Annotated in this window: 16 protein-coding genes and 1 pseudogene; 10 read left to right on the top strand and 7 right to left on the bottom strand. The window is 41.3% G+C overall.

From position 1 onward, the window contains the following. Positions 1-6: 6 nt before the first annotated feature. Positions 7-1,131: a non-hydrolyzing UDP-N-acetylglucosamine 2-epimerase gene (wecB, locus tag AACU28_RS10005; RefSeq protein WP_121602870.1), complete on the bottom strand. Its 1,125-nt coding sequence runs from the start codon at positions 1,129-1,131 to the stop codon at positions 7-9. Positions 1,132-1,968: 837 nt separating this feature from the next. On the opposite strand from wecB, the pseudogene AACU28_RS09995 reads away from it, so the two are divergent. The 6 genes and pseudogenes from AACU28_RS09995 to AACU28_RS09970 all read left to right on the top strand — a co-directional run. Next, a pseudogene (locus tag AACU28_RS09995) lies at positions 1,969-2,202 on the top strand (N-acetylmuramoyl-L-alanine amidase); the annotation flags it as partial. Positions 2,203-2,473: 271 nt separating this feature from the next. Beyond that, a complete protein-coding gene (locus AACU28_RS09990) occupies positions 2,474-2,908 on the top strand; it encodes a rhodanese-like domain-containing protein (protein WP_102482942.1) in 435 nt (144 codons plus the stop codon). A gap of 99 nt (positions 2,909-3,007) precedes the next feature. Further along, positions 3,008-3,484, top strand: a complete 477-nt coding sequence (gene secB / locus AACU28_RS09985; RefSeq protein ID WP_004733234.1) for a protein-export chaperone SecB — start codon at positions 3,008-3,010, stop codon at positions 3,482-3,484. A 267-nt stretch (positions 3,485-3,751) separates the two neighbouring features. Then, positions 3,752-4,816, top strand: a complete 1,065-nt coding sequence (gene gpsA / locus AACU28_RS09980) for an NAD(P)H-dependent glycerol-3-phosphate dehydrogenase (RefSeq protein ID WP_102482941.1) — start codon at positions 3,752-3,754, stop codon at positions 4,814-4,816. A 183-nt stretch (positions 4,817-4,999) separates the two neighbouring features. After that, positions 5,000-5,821 (top strand): serine O-acetyltransferase, encoded by an 822-nt coding sequence (cysE, locus tag AACU28_RS09975; RefSeq protein ID WP_009847961.1) that lies wholly within the window; start codon positions 5,000-5,002, stop codon positions 5,819-5,821. A 62-nt stretch (positions 5,822-5,883) separates the two neighbouring features. After that, positions 5,884-7,035, top strand: a complete 1,152-nt coding sequence (locus tag AACU28_RS09970; RefSeq protein ID WP_121602869.1) for a murein hydrolase activator EnvC family protein — start codon at positions 5,884-5,886, stop codon at positions 7,033-7,035. Between the two features lie 540 nt (positions 7,036-7,575). Here the strand turns inward: AACU28_RS09970 and AACU28_RS09965 are convergent. Both AACU28_RS09965 and AACU28_RS09960 read right to left on the bottom strand, forming a co-directional pair. Next, positions 7,576-8,214: a TetR/AcrR family transcriptional regulator gene (locus tag AACU28_RS09965; RefSeq protein ID WP_004733226.1), complete on the bottom strand. Its 639-nt coding sequence runs from the start codon at positions 8,212-8,214 to the stop codon at positions 7,576-7,578. Positions 8,215-8,322: 108 nt separating this feature from the next. Next, positions 8,323-9,486, bottom strand: a complete 1,164-nt coding sequence (locus AACU28_RS09960) for a nucleotide sugar dehydrogenase (RefSeq protein WP_121602868.1) — start codon at positions 9,484-9,486, stop codon at positions 8,323-8,325. 151 nt (positions 9,487-9,637) lie between these two features. On the opposite strand from AACU28_RS09960, the gene rfaD reads away from it, so the two are divergent. From rfaD to AACU28_RS09940, 4 genes are all read left to right on the top strand, one after another. Further along, entirely contained in the window at positions 9,638-10,579 is a 942-nt protein-coding gene (rfaD, locus tag AACU28_RS09955; protein WP_121602867.1) for an ADP-glyceromanno-heptose 6-epimerase, read from the top strand. 134 nt (positions 10,580-10,713) lie between these two features. Beyond that, positions 10,714-11,667: a lauroyl-Kdo(2)-lipid IV(A) myristoyltransferase gene (lpxM, locus tag AACU28_RS09950; protein WP_121602866.1), complete on the top strand. Its 954-nt coding sequence runs from the start codon at positions 10,714-10,716 to the stop codon at positions 11,665-11,667. Positions 11,668-11,744: 77 nt separating this feature from the next. Next, positions 11,745-13,088 (top strand): O-antigen ligase family protein, encoded by a 1,344-nt coding sequence (locus AACU28_RS09945; protein ID WP_259462667.1) that lies wholly within the window; start codon positions 11,745-11,747, stop codon positions 13,086-13,088. After that, complete coding sequence (locus tag AACU28_RS09940) at positions 13,075-13,779, top strand: glycosyltransferase family 32 protein (protein ID WP_121602864.1); 705 nt, start codon at positions 13,075-13,077, stop codon at positions 13,777-13,779. Before AACU28_RS09945 ends, AACU28_RS09940 begins: the two co-directional genes overlap by 14 nt. 87 nt (positions 13,780-13,866) lie before the next feature. On the opposite strand, the gene AACU28_RS09935 is transcribed toward AACU28_RS09940, so the two are convergent. Genes AACU28_RS09935 through AACU28_RS09920 form a run of 4 tightly spaced genes read right to left on the bottom strand, consistent with a single transcriptional unit; the run spans position 13,867 to position 17,876 of the window. Then, positions 13,867-14,946: a glycosyltransferase gene (locus AACU28_RS09935; RefSeq protein ID WP_121602863.1), complete on the bottom strand. Its 1,080-nt coding sequence runs from the start codon at positions 14,944-14,946 to the stop codon at positions 13,867-13,869. Further along, the gene (locus tag AACU28_RS09930; protein WP_121602862.1) at positions 14,943-15,992 is read right to left on the bottom strand and encodes a glycosyltransferase family 52; all 1,050 of its coding nucleotides are present in this window, start codon (positions 15,990-15,992) and stop codon (positions 14,943-14,945) included. Before AACU28_RS09930 ends, AACU28_RS09935 begins: the two co-directional genes overlap by 4 nt. Positions 15,993-15,994: 2 nt before the next feature. Next, positions 15,995-17,074, bottom strand: a complete 1,080-nt coding sequence (locus tag AACU28_RS09925) for a glycosyltransferase family 4 protein (RefSeq protein WP_121602861.1) — start codon at positions 17,072-17,074, stop codon at positions 15,995-15,997. Between the two features lie 10 nt (positions 17,075-17,084). After that, the gene (locus AACU28_RS09920; RefSeq protein WP_121602860.1) at positions 17,085-17,876 is read right to left on the bottom strand and encodes a glycosyltransferase family 2 protein; all 792 of its coding nucleotides are present in this window, start codon (positions 17,874-17,876) and stop codon (positions 17,085-17,087) included. Positions 17,877-17,882: the final 6 nt, after the last annotated feature.

Raw genomic sequence — 17,882 nt, 5'->3', positions numbered from 1 at the left:
AAAGTTCTATTTTGCTAATTCGTTCAAAATTATTTTGCAAGCCTGCCCATCCCCGTATGGGTTGTGTGCAAAACTCATTGCTTCATATGCAGCTTTATCAGTCAATAAAATCTGTAAGTTCGCTGTAATCATATTTACATCAGTTCCAACTAATTTAACCGTACCCGCACCAACCGCTTCTGGCCGCTCGGTCGTATCGCGCATTACCAATACCGGCTTACCTAGAGAAGGGGCTTCTTCTTGAATACCACCCGAGTCGGTTAAAATGATATGCGCGCGACTCATTAAATAAATAAATGGCAGATACTGTTGAGGTTCAATAAGATGAATATTATCGATACCCGCTAATATACGATTGACGGGTTCACGGACATTTGGATTTAAATGCATCGGATATAGGATTTGCGTGTCTGGGTACGCTTTAGCGGTGATAGCAAGCGATTCACAGATGCGCTCAAAACCGCCACCAAAACTTTCACGGCGATGGCCGGTAACCAAAATTAACTTTTTGTTTTCATCTAAGAACGGGAATTGAGCAGAAAGCGTGGCGTTCAAATTTCTATCAGAATCAATTTTGCTCTTTACCATTAACAAAGCGTCAATTACGGTATTCCCCGTTACTAAAATATCTTCTTGATTAAAGTTCTCTTTTAAAAGGTTTTCTTTTGATGTTTGAGTTGGTGCAAAGTGATATTTGGTTAACGCGCCCGTTAATCGGCGATTACCTTCTTCAGGCCACGGTGAGTAAATGTTGCCGGTACGAAGACCAGCTTCCACATGACCTACTGCGATTTGCTCGTAGTAAGCAGCTAGGCTAGCGGCAAACGTCGTAGCAGTATCACCATGCACTAAAACCACATCAGGTTTAAAATCTTCTAGTACTGGTTTAAGCTCTAACAAAATACGCGCGGTGACTTCGTTGAGCGTTTGACCGACTTTCATTAAGTTCAAATCATAGTCTGGCGTGATTTCAAACAACTCTAAAACTTGATCAAGCATTTCACGGTGTTGAGCGGTTACACAGCACTTTGCTTCAAAGCGATCATCTGCCACTAGAGCATGAACAAGAGGTGCCATTTTGATGGCTTCTGGACGTGTGCCAAAAACCGTAAGGATTTTTTTCTTAGTCATCTTATGAAGTTTCCAACCGGCAGGTTAAATTAAATAATTGATTTTTATAGTGCTTAGTCTCGGTCAATTTTAAGACACTGAAACACTTTTTATTCATTTTAAGACAGTCGACTTTCGCCCATCCCTTATAAAGCCTAGATTTTGCTTACTTTAAAAAAACCGCCCTGATAGGCCACAAAACGACTTTTGTTCAACCTTTAGGTTTGCCATTCATTCGAATTTGGTTACGCTACCGCCCCTAGGTTTGGCTCCCAAAGGCAAGATGGTACTACTTTTAAGCAGTTCCATACGGTTCTAATTAGCATTCTAATGTCAATTTTAGCAACATACGTGTGTATTAACCAGCGTATTCCTTTGTCTAACTTGCCAGCCTGTGACCACTTACTCACCCAACGAAAACATTGCTCGTTTCGCAAGTACTGGGGTCCTATAAAGTAGCGTTTTTCTATATCAATAAATGTTACCGTTTCGGTAGAGCTATACGAAGCTTTGGTTATTGTTTACCGAAAATAACATTTTGATTTCTGTGCGTGTTAGTCCGTATGGCTAGTAACTCACCTGTAAGGCTGAGTGACGAGCGTGGGTTGTTGAGGAACCATTGGCTAGGTAGCCGGTACCACTTGTTCAGATGATATTGCTTGTTCGGACTTTATCGCTTGCACGGCTTGTTTAAGCTTCGCTGTTATTCTTGATTTAGCTGCCTTTATTGATGCTGAAAATCTTGTTGGTGTAGATGCCGCCTGTTTATCCGTCCTTGTTTGTTTAGATAATGGTGATAAACCTGGCTTTACGGCTTCTACGCAGCCAGTCGTTGACGAAGTAGCCAATATGCTCAAAGATTTACTCCGTATTCCTTGCTTTCCGGAGTTCTCTTTTACTACGGAGCATTACAGCGCTACACCGCCAAAGCAAGATATTGATGTGGCTGAGATTCGCCGATGACATAAAAGGAAAGGCTGGCGCGATGTGGGGTATCACTTTGTTATTCATCGCCATGGAGAGGTCGAACTTGGTAGGCCGCTGTCGCAAACCGAAGCGCATGTGAAAGGACAAAAAGCAGATGGAGGGGGCGGCAAGTGACGGTTAAGCAAGAGATAAATAGCTACGCTAGGCTGAGAAAAACAGTATGGCAAGATACTTCTTTCCTCAGTTCTGGAATCACGGAATAGTGGGATGCGAAAAGACCAAGAGGGGGGACGGGATTAGAGTGAACGAAATACGAAGTACTAAGAAAGAGAGGTAACACTGAGTTCCACAACGCCTTCCTCTGTATTCTCATATCCTTTCTCGCTATACTCCTGACCTATAGTTTTTCGCCCAATAACGAATAAGAGTTCAAGATATGCAAGAGTTAGTTCCATTTGTTCAAGAGAATATGATTTTAGCCGTCGTATGGATCGGCTTGGTTGTTGCCATCATTGCGAACGTTATCAAGACATCAAACGCAGCCTACAAAGAGATCACGGCAGCGCAAACCACACATATGATTAACCGTGAAAACGGCATTGTGGTTGATATTCGTACTAAGGATGAGTTCAAAAAGGGCCATATTACGGACGCAGTTCACATTTTGCCGTCAGATATCAAAGCAAATAGCTTTGGTAGCCTTGAAAGCCACAAAGCAGACCCAATCATCGTAGTATGCAAGACAGGTCAAACTGCTCAAGAAAGCGCTAACCTACTGGTTAAAGCAGGTTTCGAAAACGTAAGCGTACTGAAAAGCGGCTTAGTGGCTTGGAGCGAAGCTAACCTTCCTTTGGTTAAAGGTAAGAAATAGGTTAAAGGCAAGAAGCGGCTGACCGATAAACTAACTTTCAGGCTTTGTTCGATAAATATAATGAACAGAGTCTAATTTAAAATTTTTAAGGACAAGAAAATGGCTGAAGCAGCACAACAAGACGCACAACAAAACTTCGCAATCCAACGTATCTTCCTAAAAGACGTATCTTTCGAAGCGCCAAACTCTCCAGACATGTTTCAAAAAGAGTGGAACCCAGATGTAAAACTGGACCTAGACACTCAAAGCCGTGAACTTGGCGAAGGCGTTTACGAAGTCATCCTACGTCTAACTGTTACAGTTAAGAACGCAGAAGACACTGCATTCCTTTGTGAAGTTCAACAAGGCGGTATCTTCTCTGCAAGCGAAATGGAAGCTGGTCAACTGGCTCATTGCCTAGGTGCATTCTGCCCGAACATCCTGTTCCCATACGCTCGTGAAACGATTTCTAGCCTAGTGGTTAAAGGTACGTTCCCACAACTGAACCTAGCGCCAGTAAACTTTGATGCTTTGTTCATGAACTACCTACAAAACCAAGCTCAGCAAGCTGAACAAACTGAAGGCGAGCAAGCTTAGGTTTTCAAATAGAGCTTAGGTTTTCAAGTAGAGCTTAAGTTTCGAAATAGAACTACTCTGACTAATGCTCAAATCGCTTATTTTTAAGAAGCTGGGCTTTTATTAGATAGCTAGTTTTCGTTAAATAGTTAGCTTTTAAATGCACATCGCAGCTTCTGCGATGTGCATTTTTTATTTACACTGTATTTTGATAGAGAGCTTTTTCTTCTTAATTTAGAAAACATCTCAAGAACTCTTCGAATTCCCTCATTATTTTTAGGTGGAAGCATGACAGAAACAACTCGCCCGACTCACGCGACAGCCGCTTACGGTAAAGATAGCGCTTACGGTAAAGACATTGCGATGACAGTGATTGGCGCAGGTTCTTATGGGACATCTTTAGCGATCTCTCTAGCGCGTAACGGTGCCAATGTTGTTCTTTGGGGACATGACCCTGTTCATATGGCTCGCCTTGAATCTGAGCGTGCGAACAATGAGTTTCTACCAAATATCGCTTTTCCAGACAGCTTAATTATTGAGTCAGATATAGAAAAAGCCGTGACTTCAAGCCGAGACCTTTTGGTTGTCGTTCCAAGCCACGTGTTTGGTATCGTTTTAAATAGCCTTAAGCCTCACTTAACAGAGAACTCTCGTATCTGCTGGGCGACCAAAGGCTTAGAGCCAGAAACAGGTCGCCTACTTAAAGATGTCGCTCACGATGTACTTGGTGATGGTTACTCACTGGCTGTTCTATCAGGCCCTACTTTTGCCAAAGAGTTAGCGATGGGTATGCCAACGGCTATCTCTGTCGCTTCACCTGATGAAGTTTTCCTAGAAGAGCTGCAAGAGAAGATCCACTGCGGTAAAACATTCCGCGTATACGCAAACTCAGATTTCATTGGTATGCAGCTTGGCGGCGCAGTCAAGAATGTTATCGCAATTGGCGCAGGCATGTCGGATGGTATTGGCTTTGGTGCTAATGCTCGTACCGCACTTATCACTCGCGGCTTAGCTGAGATGAGCCGATTAGGTGCAGCTCTTGGCGCGCAACCAGAAACCTTCATGGGTATGGCTGGGTTGGGTGACTTAGTACTCACCTGTACTGATAACCAATCACGCAACCGCCGCTTTGGTTTGGCACTTGGCGCAGGCAAAGATGTCGATACCGCACAAGAAGAAATTGGCCAAGTCGTTGAAGGTTATCGCAACACCAAAGAAGTTTGGTTATTATCAGAACGCATGGGCGTTGAGATGCCAATTGTTGAACAAATTTATCAAGTGTTGTATCAAGGGAAAGATGCACACTTAGCAGCACAAGATTTACTTGCACGAGACAAGAAGTCAGAAAGATAGTAAGAGCAGATACGGGATATTGGTAACGCAAGAGCAGTAGAGAGATTCGGATAAACGAGATACGAAAGATGAAGAGCACATTCAAAGTTCGACGGATATGCTTTTCGTTACTCGCATCTCGCGACTCTAATCTGTACTTCTAAGCTCACTCGCATCTGCCCCTTAAAAATAATGGATGGTAAAATGAAACACTGTGAACAACAAAAAGTTTGGCAATGCATTGTGAAGGAAGCTCGACAGCAGTCGGAGCAAGAGCCTATGCTTGCGAGTTTTTATCATGCCACGATCATCAACCATGAAAGTTTAGGTGCAGCACTTAGCTACATCCTAGCAAACAAGCTAAAGACGGCTTCAATGCCAGCAATGGCGGTGCGTGAAGTGGTTGAACAAGCATTCAAGCAGGACCAATCTATTATTGATGCTGCCGCTTGTGATATCTGCGCGACGGTAAATCGAGATCCTGCGGTCGAGATGTACTCGATGCCTCTGCTTTATCTGAAAGGCTACCACGCCCTTCAAGGTTACCGAGTGGCTAACTGGTTGTGGAAGCAAGGCCGTATCGCACTTGCCACTTACTTACAAAACCAAATTTCTGTTGCATGCCAAGTGGATATTCACCCGGCAGCTCGTATCGGTAAAGCGATCATGCTCGACCACGCGACAGGCATTGTAATTGGTGAAACAGCCGTCGTTGAAAATGATGTATCGATTCTTCAAGACGTGACCCTTGGTGGTACCGGTAAAGAAGGTGGCGATCGTCACCCTAAAATCCGCGAAGGCGTAATGATTGGTGCCGGCGCTAAAATACTCGGCAACATTGAAGTGGGTGAAGGGGCGAAGATTGGTTCTTGCTCTGTGGTTCTACAAGCCGTACCACCTCATACAACAGTCGCTGGCGTTCCTGCAAAAATTGTCGGAAAACCGAAAACCGACAAACCCTCTTTGGATATGGATCAAGGGTTCAACGGTCGCTCTCAGAACTTCATCCATGGTGATGGGATTTAAAAGCAGATGCGGGATTCGATTCAGCGAAATTCGAAAAATTAAGAGCAGATGAATACAACTAAATGACGATAATGATGAAACAAATTCGAGCCATTAGCCGGACTCTTCTGATATCTACCAGCCTTTGCGCTGCTCTTTTATCTACATCGTCATTTGCCGCCTCTCAGGGGGAACTGAAAGGCGTATCGAGTGAAATCTCTCGCCAACAAAAAAACCTTTCCTCACAGCAGAAAAAACTCGATAGCCTACAGGCAAACCTCAAGAAACAAGAGCTGTCGATTGTGTCGCTTGAAAAAGCGATACTAGACAGTAAAAAGCAGCTCAATACGGCCAATGCAAATATTGCCAACTTAGACACCAAGATTAAAGCGCTTACGGCTCAGAAAAAAATCCATACCGACAAGTTAGAGCAACTGATTCAAACTTACTACATGACAAGTCGAGCTAAAGCGTCTTCTCACATCCTCAACACAGGTGTGGAAGAAGATCGCATCAGTCACTACTACCAACACCTTGCCAAAGCGCGCTCCGCAACAATCAAAACGATTGAACAGACGCAACTTGAACTAGAAGAGAGCCATAAGCAGCGTCAACTTGAGCAAGAACAGATAGCAACATTGTTAAAACAGCAAACCACCAAGCGCGATAAGTTATCTCAGACTCAAACGCAGCGTAAGAAAACGGTTGGCAGCATCAAGAAAAACATCTCGGGTGATAAGAGTTACTTGGCGGAGCTTCAGCGCAATGAAACTCGCCTAAAAGCTGAAATAGCGAAAGCGGAAAAAGCTGCTCGCGAGAGACGTAATGCAATCCCTATGGATGGGTTAGCCAAACGTAAAGGCAAACTGCCTTGGCCAATCAAAGACAAAGTTCTGCATAACTACGGCTCACGCCAAACGGGTCAAATAAACTGGAAAGGCATGGTGATCAACGCCAAGTACGGTCAGCAAGTTAAGTCTGTTTATTCAGGTACGGTGGTATTTGCAGAGTACTTGCGTGGTTATGGCTTAGTGGTACTACTTGACCACGGTAAAGGCGATATGACGCTCTATGGCTTTAACCAAGCACTTTTAAAGAAAGAAGGTGACAAGGTTAAAGCGGGCGAAGCCATCGCGCTTGCTGGTGACACTGGCGGCCAAACGCGTCCATCACTGTATTTTGAAATTCGAAGAAACAGCCAAGCTCAGAATCCAAAGAGTTGGTTAGTTCGATAAAGAGCAGATACGGGATTCGAGTAAACGAGATGCGAAGAGCTTAAAAGCAGATGCGGGATGCGAGCAACCGAGATGCTAAAGGATCGGGGCGAATGTTCCAGATACAGAAGGGTTAAGAGTAGGTTCGAGGAAAAGGTACTAATTAATCTTGAGCAACCCAAAAGAGTTAAGAGGCCTTGAACTAGTCACTTACAAAACTTCGTCATTCCAGAATTGAGGAACGAAATATCTGGAATCTCAGTCTCATATATTATTTGTCATGTTTAATTCACCACAACACAAAGATTCCCTATCACGCTCGTACCTCGCTGTAGGGAATGACGTCGCTATTTACAATGCGTGATGAAAAAATCGATACGAATAACATGTTAACCAAGAGCTTTAAAAAGCGAGTGCAGTAATCGTATTAATGAGTAACCACCGCTCTTCGTATCTCGAATCTCGGTTACTCAAATCTGCTCTTCCCCGTTCTTCGAATCTCGGTTACTCGCATCTGCTCTTTAGCTCTTCGAATCCCGCATCTCGCTTACTCGTCTCTTTCTATTTAGAGTTCAACGCCCTTACACCATCTTCCAATAATGTCAGCTGCTCAAAACCTTGGGCAGTCGCAATAGGCTTCACAGTAGCTATCATCTGTAGCATCCCTTGATGTACAACTTGCTCGGTAATTTGGGCTTTTGGAGACATCGCAGACTGATAAGCCAACCAACCTGATGCGATCAAGTGAAGAGAAGTGACCATCGACTTCATTTCCGTATCCGTTGCTTTGAGCAAGTTCAACTCAACGAAGGCTCTCATAATATCCACAAGATTCGTTTGCAGCTTTTCTTGAACGGCCATGTAATCAAGGTGGAGTTTTTCATCACGTGACAATATTTCAGGTAAGTTCGCATAGAAGAATCGGTACTTCCACATCAACGTGAAGATAGAATCTAAGTAGCGCTTTAGTAGCGTCAGGCTTTCTTGTTGCCCTTGAATCGGTGTGAACCTTTCAAGCAATTCTGTTGAATAGAGCGTAAAGATGTCACGTACAATTTCTTGTTTGTTACGGAAGTGGTAGTAGAGGTTACCAGGGCTAATCTCGATATGCTCAGCAATATGATTGGTCGTAATACTACGCTCGCCGTGCTCATTAAAAAGCTCTAGAGCAGCGTAAACAATCTTGTCACGTGTTTTCATCAGTTATTAGTATCCCTATCCGTTTAGTGGTTCAGTATATCGCCACTAAGCGGATAGATCGAGCTGATAACATCTGGTCTAATTAGCATTAGCTAAAATAAAACCAGATCAATCACTGCCAAACAGGTCTCGTGTGTACACCTTATCTGCAACGTCTGATATTTCATCGACCATTCTGTTGGATACAATCACATCTGATACGGCTTTAAACTCTTCGAGATCAGAATACACCTTCGAGTTAAAGAAATGCTCTTCTTCCAACACAGGTTCGAATACGACCACTTCAATACCTTTAGCTTTCAAACGCTTCATGATGCCTTGAATCGACGACGCACGGAAGTTGTCCGAGCCGGCCTTCATGATCAAGCGATAGACACCTACAATTTTAGGCGAGCGCTTAATAATGGACTCCGCAATAAAATCTTTACGGGTGCGGTTAGCGTCAACAATAGCGCCCACAATGTTGTTTGGTACATCTTGATAGTTAGCTAATAACTGCTTGGTGTCTTTCGGTAAGCAGTAACCACCGTAACCAAATGAAGGGTTGTTGTAATGATTGCCAATTCGAGGGTCTAAACCCACACCTTCGATGATCTGACGAGAATCCAAACCATGCGCTTCGGCGTAAGAGTCGAGCTCATTGAAATAAGAAACACGCATCGCCAAGTAGGTATTTGAGAAGAGCTTTACTGCTTCCGCTTCTGTGGAGTGAGTAAACAGTACGTCGATATTCTCTTTTTCTGCGCCTTCAACAAGAAGGTTTGCAAACACTTTCGCTCGCTCAGAACACTCACCAACAATAATGCGTGATGGGTGCAGGTTGTCGTACAGGGCTTTGCCTTCACGTAAAAATTCTGGCGAGAACATAATGTTTTCACAGTTTAAATCTTGCTTAACGCGCTCAGTATAACCAACAGGTACCGTTGATTTGATCACCATGACGGCATTGGGATTGATATCCATGACGTCTTTAATGACCGATTCTACAGAGCTGGTATCAAAATAATTATTTTTTGGATCATAATCGGTTGGAGTAGCAATGATGACAAACTCAGCATCTTTGTAAGCCGCTTTATCTGTTGTCGCCCTGAAGTTCAGCGTCTTATTTGATAGAAAGTGCTCAATCTCATTATCTACAATCGGCGACTGCTTATTATTCAGCATTGTCACTTTTTCATCGATGATATCTACCGCGACTACTTCATGATGTTGTGCTAACAGCATTGCGTTTGATAGACCCACATACCCAGTACCGGCTACTGCAATCTTCATGATAATACCTATAGTTTTGAGTAATTAACTCAACATAATTTATAACTTAGCTTGCCGTATCATACTCTGGTTGGGGAATTATTCCACTAGCCCGCTTTATCCATTCCTTGCTATACTCGTGACAGTTTTGTATTCAAAAGAGTTAGAAATTATGATTATCGTAACGGGTGGTGCTGGCATGATTGGCAGCAATATTGTTAAGGCGCTAAATGAAGCGGGCCACAACGATATTCTGGTCGTCGACAACTTAAAAGATGGTAAGAAATTTAAGAACCTTGTAGACCTAGACATCACTGATTACATGGATCGTGATGACTTTCTAACTCAGGTTATGGCTGGTGATGATTTCGGTCATATTGAAGCGGTTTTCCATGAAGGTGCATGCTCTGCGACCACTGAGTGGGATGGCAAATACATGATGCTCAACAACTATGAGTACTCAAAAGAGCTACTTCATTACTGTGTGGAGCGTGAAATTCCCTTCCTATATGCCTCTTCTGCTGCCACTTATGGCGAAACCGATACTTTTATCGAGGAGCGAGAGTACGAAGGTGCATTGAATGTCTACGGCTATTCAAAACAACAATTTGATAACTATGTTCGCCGATTAACCGCGGATGCTGCAGCGCATAACGAAACGCTTCCACAAATCGTTGGCTTCCGTTACTTCAATGTTTATGGTCCACGCGAGCAACACAAAGGCAGTATGGCATCAGTAGCATTTCACCTAAACAACCAAATGAACGCCGGTGAGAACCCGAAACTGTTCGCGGGTAGCGAAACCTTCAAGCGTGATTTTGTGTATGTTGGTGATGTAGCAGCAGTAAACCTTTGGTTCTTAGAAAATGGTGTTTCTGGCATATTTAACCTAGGCACCGGCAATGCTGAGTCGTTTGAAGAAGTCGCCAAGGCAGTTATCAAACACCATGGTAAAGGCGAAATCGAAACGATTCCTTTCCCTGAGCATTTAAAAGGCGCTTACCAAGAATTCACTCAAGCAGACCTAACGAAGCTTCGCGGTACAGGTTGCGATATCGAGTTTAAAGCAGTAGCCGATGGCGTTGCTGAGTACATGAAGATCGTAAACGCTTAACGGTATATTTCAGATTAGGACCAATAATACACCCTACTTTTAGCGTGTATTATTGGGAATGTCTAACGAATATAATCATTCCCAGAGTGACCGATATTAAGTTAACTCTCTGATTTAAATAATGTAGTGAATGAATGACCACACAACGCAATGATTTTGATCCAAAAGCTTACAATCCTGAGTTTGAATGGGGTTTTCTAGCTCCTAAATACTGGGGAACTTGGATTGCTGTTTTGTTATCGTCTTTAGTCTGCTTCTTACCTAATAGCATTCGTTTAGCATTAGCTAAGTTTATGGCTAAGCAAGCTGTAAAAATTAAGAATAAGGCTAACCGCCGGGCTCGAGTGAATCTTGAGATGTGCTTCCCTGAGCAATCTATCGAAGAGCGCGAAGGAACTCTCTATCAGTCATACGTTACTTCCATCTCATTTTTGATGGGATTTGCCTCACTGACACTCAAGAGTAAAACTTGGCTAGAGAATAACACTTCGATAAACGGCCTGAACAACCTAACCGATATTACAGACAGTGGCGATAATGTAATCTTGCTGGTGCCACACACATGGGCTATCGATATCCCAGCGGTATTATTAGCTTCACGCAATTTACCTGTATCTGCGATGGCGAAAGCACAAAAAAACAAACTCAGTGACTGGCTAATGCACCGACAGCGCGTGCAATACGGCGGTCGTGTTTATGATCGCAGTGGTGGTATCAAACCTTTCATCAAGTCAGTACGTGATGGGTACCTGGGTTACTATCTCCCTGATGAAGATCTTGGCCGTGAGCACAGTGTTTTCGTTGATTTCTTTGCTACTCAAAAAGCAACAATTTCAGGCCTTGGTCGACTATCGAAACTGAGTAAAGCTAAAATAGTTCCTTTGTTTGCTCAATGCGATAGCAGTACTGGCCAATACACCCTGGACTTCTACCCTGCTCTACCCTTCCCAACAGGAAGCGAAGAGGAGGACGCACGTATGATGAATCAATGTATTGAAGATTACGTGAGTAAGAATCCTGAACAATATATGTGGATCTTAAGGTTGCTTAAGACTCGTCCAGAAAACAACATAAACCCTTATAGATAATGATTAAATTGAAATATTTTCAGGAAAATGAAACGACTTTTAGCTTGGTATTACTTTCATGCATAACGGGCTATTTTATGTTCAAAACATCCTACCGTTATGTTGGGGATGTTTTCCAAACCATCATCTATTTAGGTACCTTGAGTGCATTATACATACACCGTGTTAATATAATTAATTTTAGAGTTATCCAACTATTTATTGCTTCTATCATCATACAGACTATAAGTTGGTATAGTTTATATTTATTGGATCCAGAATATACTAACGTTCTATCATTGACTTGGCTTGGCTATTTTTTTGTATTTTTCGTTATAGCATATTGGCTAAAAGGTGATAATAATAAAATAAATATAACCCTGTTTGCTTTCTCCATTGGTGTAATACTCACATGCCTACTACATTCGAATGATATCTACTCTGATTACTCCAAAATAACGAAAGGGATTAGAGTTGACTATAACTTCATGAACGCAAACCATTCGGGTGCACTTCTTGCTGCTTCTTTGATAATTATTACATATATCGCTTCTAAGGCAAAACTAAGTATTGGAAAACTAATACCATTATTGGTATTAGTATCTACCACTATTTTTCTTTTAATGGGAACACAATCTCGCTCTGCTTATGTTGCACTCGCAATCCCATTTATCATTTTATTTTTTTCCAGTTTTAAAAAAAATAAAGGCAACCTTGTTGTTGTTTTTATGATTTTATTAGCCACCCTAGTTAGCTTTATTTACTCGTCTCTTCCACGAGTAAACTATGAAGCGAAAGAATTTCAAGAGAAATACGATCAAAGTGTTGAAAATAACGTAAGACAAACTGAAGTTTTAATTGACAAAAACTCTCCGATCAAAGAAGTTGCAATTAAGGAAAAACCTCAAACTAACGAAGCTACAACACCTTTTTATTCAACAAAAAATCCGGTTAACAAATTAACATCTCGAGAAAAAATAATTCACAAGTTGGATGGATTTTCTGAGAATATACCTTACACCTCCGTTGGTATTAGGGTCCATTCCTGGATCGATACAATTAAGCAATTCCTCTTTAACCCTATCTTAGGGTTAGGGAATAATGCAAATACGTATATTTTAGACCATTCAAATCATACTGAAATGTATGAAAAATACAAAATCAGGCACCTACATAGTAGTTACATGGAGTTAATCGCTTCCTATGGTCTAGTTGGCATCATACTGTTGGTATATTTATATACTCATGTTTTTAAAATTGCTAGAAATAGAGGCTCTCGTGATATATTAGTTTTTGCCGTTTGCCTATATTCATTCTTAGGAGTTTTGAATTTATTTGAGTCATACCTCTTTGTTAAAAGCGGCGTATTAATTCACACTTTAGTTCTTGGTGTGTTATACAGCTATAATTTTAAAGGTGATATTGAAAATGAAGCAAAATAAAACAATTCACGCAATCTGGTTAGGAGGCACTCCGAACAGTTTCTCTAATGCATGCATCGATGATTGGGAAAAGCAGGGGTTTACTTATAAACTTTGGCTAGATGATAACCCTGTCGTAATCGACTTGATAAATGGCTGTGAATTTGCTCGAGAATGCTATAAAAGAGAACTCTATGCTTTCGTCACCGATTACTTACGCCTAAAAATATTGTCTTTAGAAGGTGGGCTTTATTTAGATACAGACGTAACAATTACCAAAGATCCCTTCCCACTATTTGATGAATTGTCTTTTTCTGCTGGGTGGGAAAGTGATAAATTCCTAGGAAATGCAATAATTTACGCCGATAAAAACTCAAAAATATTAGCGAAGCTTGTTCATTTCTATGAAAACGAAATAATGTCATCTTCGCTATATATGGGGCCTAAGGTTTTATCCTACAAGTTAACTCACGATGGTTTCCAAGAATTAGAACCATGTCGATTATATGAACAAGCTTATTTTTATGCATATGATGGAAAGAAACTATTAGATATAAATAATCATACACCTCGCTATATGACTCACTGGTATCAACACTCTTGGAAAAGTAATAAAGGTATTATTTTTTTAAAATCCAAACATAAAGGGGTTTGGGGAAAGCTGTATACTCAACAAAAATACCTTTTCAAAATTAAAAACAAGTTTAAATAAGATAAGTGAAAGGGGGATATAGAATCCCCTTCCTTACCTTGAATATGATTTATAACTAACCTATTAATCGGCTAAATCCCCATGAATTTAATATAAATTAAGTTGATGGTAAGCTTCAGTTATGCACATAGCCGAAAACTTATTATTAAATGGAACAGTATAATGTTGGCTGTGAGATAACATTTTATCCATATTTTCTGGCAGATCACTCTTTGTAGAAATTACGAGTTGGTTATCACCGACGATTTCATTGATACCACCCGAGCAATTCGTAGTAAGTACAGGTTTTTCCAAGGCTATTGCCTCTATCAATACCGTAGGTAAACCCTCGAAATCAGAGGTCAGCACTAAGCCTTTAGAATGCTTTAAATAAGGGTATGGGTTCGCTAAAAAACCTTTAAAAATGACACGGTCTTCAAGGCCTAGAGCTTTAACTTGTTGCTGAGCTTTCTCTAACAGGCCACCATTTCCAAGTAAGACAAGCTTGACTGATGTGTTAGTCATTTTTGAGAATGCATCAATCAAACGATCATGTCGCTTAGCTCGATTGAATCGTCCAATGTGTACAAGATATTCACCTAAACTCTCCACATCAACGGTTGCACTAGCTAAATGTTCAAGCTCTCCTGACTCTGTTGGGTTATAAATCACAGTATTTGAGAACTTAGATTCAAATGATGATTCGTACTCACGTTTTGAAGCTTCAGACACAAAAATCAGAGGGTGATTTTTATAAGTCGCGTTTATTTTTCTTTTTATTTGTTTTTTCTTAAGCCAACCTTTCCCTAGTAAAAACGCCGAATAGTATGAACTATGAATTACGTGATGTACTCGCAAGGTACTTTCAGACATGATCTTGTCAGCTAACAACATGTTACTGAGTACCAGAGCGTCTTTTGATATTTTGTCACTTATATATTGTTCGACAGATCTAGCTACGTTCTTCTTGTATGTAAGGCGTCTTAACCCCTTTTTAGAAACGTTACAGAAATCACTCACAAAATGTACACGATATCCGTTTATATCGTGTTCGATGGCTTTTTCTATACAGACAATATGGCATTGATAGCCCTGATATTTTTCCATAGCTTTGTAAAGGTTGAGTACAAACTTCTCGGCACCACCACCTCTTAGAGCTGATATTACAAAAACCATTTTTTTTATCAAAACATTGCCTCTAAGCGTTTATTTAAGTCTAAAAAACTTTCTTTCCATTGATTATAAATCTCAGCCTGCATCTCAGCTTCATCATCCGTTATTAAAGTCATTCTACGGCAAAAACCTTCAAATCCCATACCAGCACTAGAGTATACAGAGAAGACTACTGGTGAGCCTGAAGAAGCAAACACCAACAACTCCAGTGGGATTTTACTTTTTATAAAATTAGAATCTTGAAACGCATTTTTATACTTATCTTCATTTTCTCTTGGGTGCACTTTAAAAACATATGTTAATTTTTGAGCTTCAAGGTGCTCCACCATTCTTCGATAAACGGTGATATCATGCCCAAAGTCACTCATTCCAGAGATAGAGATAGGTTGAGTTGCAATAATCACATCAGGAATCACCACGTTTGAATTATCCAATTTAAAAATTGAATACAAGAAGGTGTTGACGTTATTAGGATCGATGAAGTCTATACGTTGTACTTTCTTTGCAATCTGGCTAGAGGCCAATTTAGGGTTAAGTAAATGGATAAACTTGCAGCGTCTATCATCTCCAATATAACGCCGGCCTTTTTTATTGGAAAGAAAACGGTCAGTGAGACTTAGCTCTGTACCTGTATAATTCGATAACCCGTCTTCTATAACCTCATAAAAAGGAAAAGCTAAACGTATTAATCTTGAAAGGCGGTTGCGATCATTGAATAAAAACAAACGAGTTTTTTCCTCTACAAATGCCTCACTCAACACCTCACTTTCATATAACTTATTAGCTGTTCTTTTTTTAAAAAAATCACTCTGATAATTAGCAACAGCAAAACATTTATGAATAAACCCCATACCACCACGATATATTTCTTTAAGAAGTTTTTTTCTCCCAATAAACTTCACGGTAATGGTACTGGGTAAGATAGATAAATCGAAGCTTTCAGGATCAAGTCCCTGTTGATCCGTAACAACTATTATTCTACTTTCCTGCTCTACCTCATTTAATGATTTCAATAAAGCAAATAGAAAGTGCCGTAATGTAGAACACAAATATAGGTTCATGACTATCTACTCAACAATCTATCAAAAAATTCCAAATGCTTCTTAACTGTCACTCGTGAACTGAAGCTTTCATCTAGGCGCTTCTTAGCCGCTTCACTCATTGCAGTGCACTTGGCCTTATCTTGTGCGAGCTTGTCCATCGCCTCACCTAACGCTTTAGCGTCACCGGTCGGGACAATATAACCAGTCTCACCATCTACAACGAGCTCAGGGGCACCACCAGTAGTTGTCACGACAGAAGTTGTGCCATTAGCCATGGCTTCGACAATCGTACGTGGTAGACCCTCCCCGCTGATCGATGGCTGAACTTGAAAGTCTGCCATACACATGATCGAAGGGATGTCAGTACGATGACCAATGTAGTGAATTCGCTCACTCATAGGGCTCGCTTTCATCTCATCAAAGTGAGGCTCATAGCCGCTGCCCGCTAAGATTAAGTGGAAGTTTGGTGCAGTAATGTATTTGGTCGCCTCAAGTAAAACAGATATACCTTTACTTGGCCTTACATGCGCTGCAGTAATCGCGACTACATCATCTTCATTCAAACCAAACTCGGAGCGCTCGGTTGGTGGCACTTTATACCAATCCAATTCATGCCCTTTGTATATGGTAACAACGTTATCTTTGTTCTTCCAAACGCGCTTCACCACATCTTGTCGAACCGCTTCAGAAACACAGACTATGCCATCTACACGAGGGTGAAGTTGCGTTAAATAAGCACTAGGGTCATGTCGATATAACCCTCCGGTTGTACCTCGATAAACGACTAACTTAACGTTAAAGCCAATACACGCAAACGCGGCATTGGGGATAGTCTTAGAGTTAAAAGCATAGCAGATGTCGTGATCATGCGTTTTTAGCTCGTGGCGAATTTTTTTAATGGTATCAAAACAAACTTTACGCTTTGGATAACCATCAACGACTCGAATGCCGTACTCTTCTAACTTTGAGACATGCTCAGACTCACCTTGGGTCATGATAGTGACTTGGTGACCTTGACGCGCAAGCTCAATAAAGATTGCGGCTTCAGGGCGTAAACTGTTCCATGCATGCAAGTAAGATGCACAAACTAAAATTTTCATCTATCGGTTCCTATTTGGCTTGGTCTTTTGAGCTGTCTTCTGAACGGTTTTCAAGAATCCACAAACCGACGTATTTATTGAAATTCACTTGAGCGTAGGTCATCGCCATAATGAAGCCGACACTACCATCCATAAAGCCGCGGCGAATAATATAAACAAGGAAAAATGTCCATGCCGCTCGTAACAAGGCCAAAAATAAGCCGTGTGATTTCTTGCCTTTACGATGGTATTTTTGGGAGCCAAGCCAAGCGTACTGCGCTGCTTTATCTAAACCATGGCCATAATCGCGATGGGTGTAATGAAGAAGAAACCCCTTCAATATCCCTGTCGAGCCTTGCTCTGGAACAACCGTCTCATGAACCTCATCAAGCGTATATCGAGAACCGTCTCTCTTGAACAACCTTAAGACTGCACGAGCGCTACGGCCATACTTGAGCGTTGTCCCATAAAGGGTCACTCCCCAAGGAAGTTTATAAGCAGTATGTTTGATTTGATCTTGTTTTAATAATTCAACAAGAGCCTTACTCATCTCTTCATCTAACGCTTCATCAGCATCGATTGATAACACCCAATCACATGTAGCTTTATCTAAAGCTCGTTGCTTTTGTTTACCAAAGCCCGGCCAGTCTGTGATGGTCACGTTGTCTGTGTATTTTTGGCATATCTCAACGGTTGCGTCTGTTGAACCACTGTCTAAAACGATCAGCTCATCGGCAATATCAACGACAGATTTAAGGCAAGTTTCAATTCGGTCTTCTTCATTCTTGGTGATAACAATGACAGACAGGGTATGTTTTCTCATTATTCA

This window comes from Vibrio sp. SBT000027 (assembly GCF_963894355.1).
Taxonomy (GTDB): Bacteria; Pseudomonadota; Gammaproteobacteria; order Enterobacterales; family Vibrionaceae; genus Vibrio; species Vibrio splendidus.
Note: the sequence above shows the minus strand (reverse complement) of the source record. Positions and strands in the feature narration are given on the sequence as shown.

What these genes read in the sequence shown, in the direction of transcription:
- AACU28_RS09945 (WP_259462667.1), top strand. Translation starts at nt 11,745, where the DNA reads ATGTTCAAAACATCCTACCGTTATGTTGGGGATGTTTTCCAAACCATC.
- AACU28_RS09965 (WP_004733226.1), bottom strand. Translation starts at nt 8,214, where the DNA reads ATGAAAACACGTGACAAGATTGTTTACGCTGCTCTAGAGCTTTTTAAT.
- AACU28_RS09925 (WP_121602861.1), bottom strand. Translation starts at nt 17,074, where the DNA reads ATGAAAATTTTAGTTTGTGCATCTTACTTGCATGCATGGAACAGTTTA.
- AACU28_RS09920 (WP_121602860.1), bottom strand. Translation starts at nt 17,876, where the DNA reads ATGAGAAAACATACCCTGTCTGTCATTGTTATCACCAAGAATGAAGAA.
- AACU28_RS09960 (WP_121602868.1), bottom strand. Translation starts at nt 9,486, where the DNA reads ATGAAGATTGCAGTAGCCGGTACTGGGTATGTGGGTCTATCAAACGCA.
- AACU28_RS09970 (WP_121602869.1), top strand. Translation starts at nt 5,884, where the DNA reads ATGACGATAATGATGAAACAAATTCGAGCCATTAGCCGGACTCTTCTG.
- AACU28_RS09930 (WP_121602862.1), bottom strand. Translation starts at nt 15,992, where the DNA reads ATGAACCTATATTTGTGTTCTACATTACGGCACTTTCTATTTGCTTTA.
- gpsA (WP_102482941.1), top strand. Translation starts at nt 3,752, where the DNA reads ATGACAGAAACAACTCGCCCGACTCACGCGACAGCCGCTTACGGTAAA.
- AACU28_RS09990 (WP_102482942.1), top strand. Translation starts at nt 2,474, where the DNA reads ATGCAAGAGTTAGTTCCATTTGTTCAAGAGAATATGATTTTAGCCGTC.
- rfaD (WP_121602867.1), top strand. Translation starts at nt 9,638, where the DNA reads ATGATTATCGTAACGGGTGGTGCTGGCATGATTGGCAGCAATATTGTT.
- lpxM (WP_121602866.1), top strand. Translation starts at nt 10,714, where the DNA reads ATGACCACACAACGCAATGATTTTGATCCAAAAGCTTACAATCCTGAG.
- wecB (WP_121602870.1), bottom strand. Translation starts at nt 1,131, where the DNA reads ATGACTAAGAAAAAAATCCTTACGGTTTTTGGCACACGTCCAGAAGCC.
- AACU28_RS09940 (WP_121602864.1), top strand. Translation starts at nt 13,075, where the DNA reads ATGAAGCAAAATAAAACAATTCACGCAATCTGGTTAGGAGGCACTCCG.
- secB (WP_004733234.1), top strand. Translation starts at nt 3,008, where the DNA reads ATGGCTGAAGCAGCACAACAAGACGCACAACAAAACTTCGCAATCCAA.
- cysE (WP_009847961.1), top strand. Translation starts at nt 5,000, where the DNA reads ATGAAACACTGTGAACAACAAAAAGTTTGGCAATGCATTGTGAAGGAA.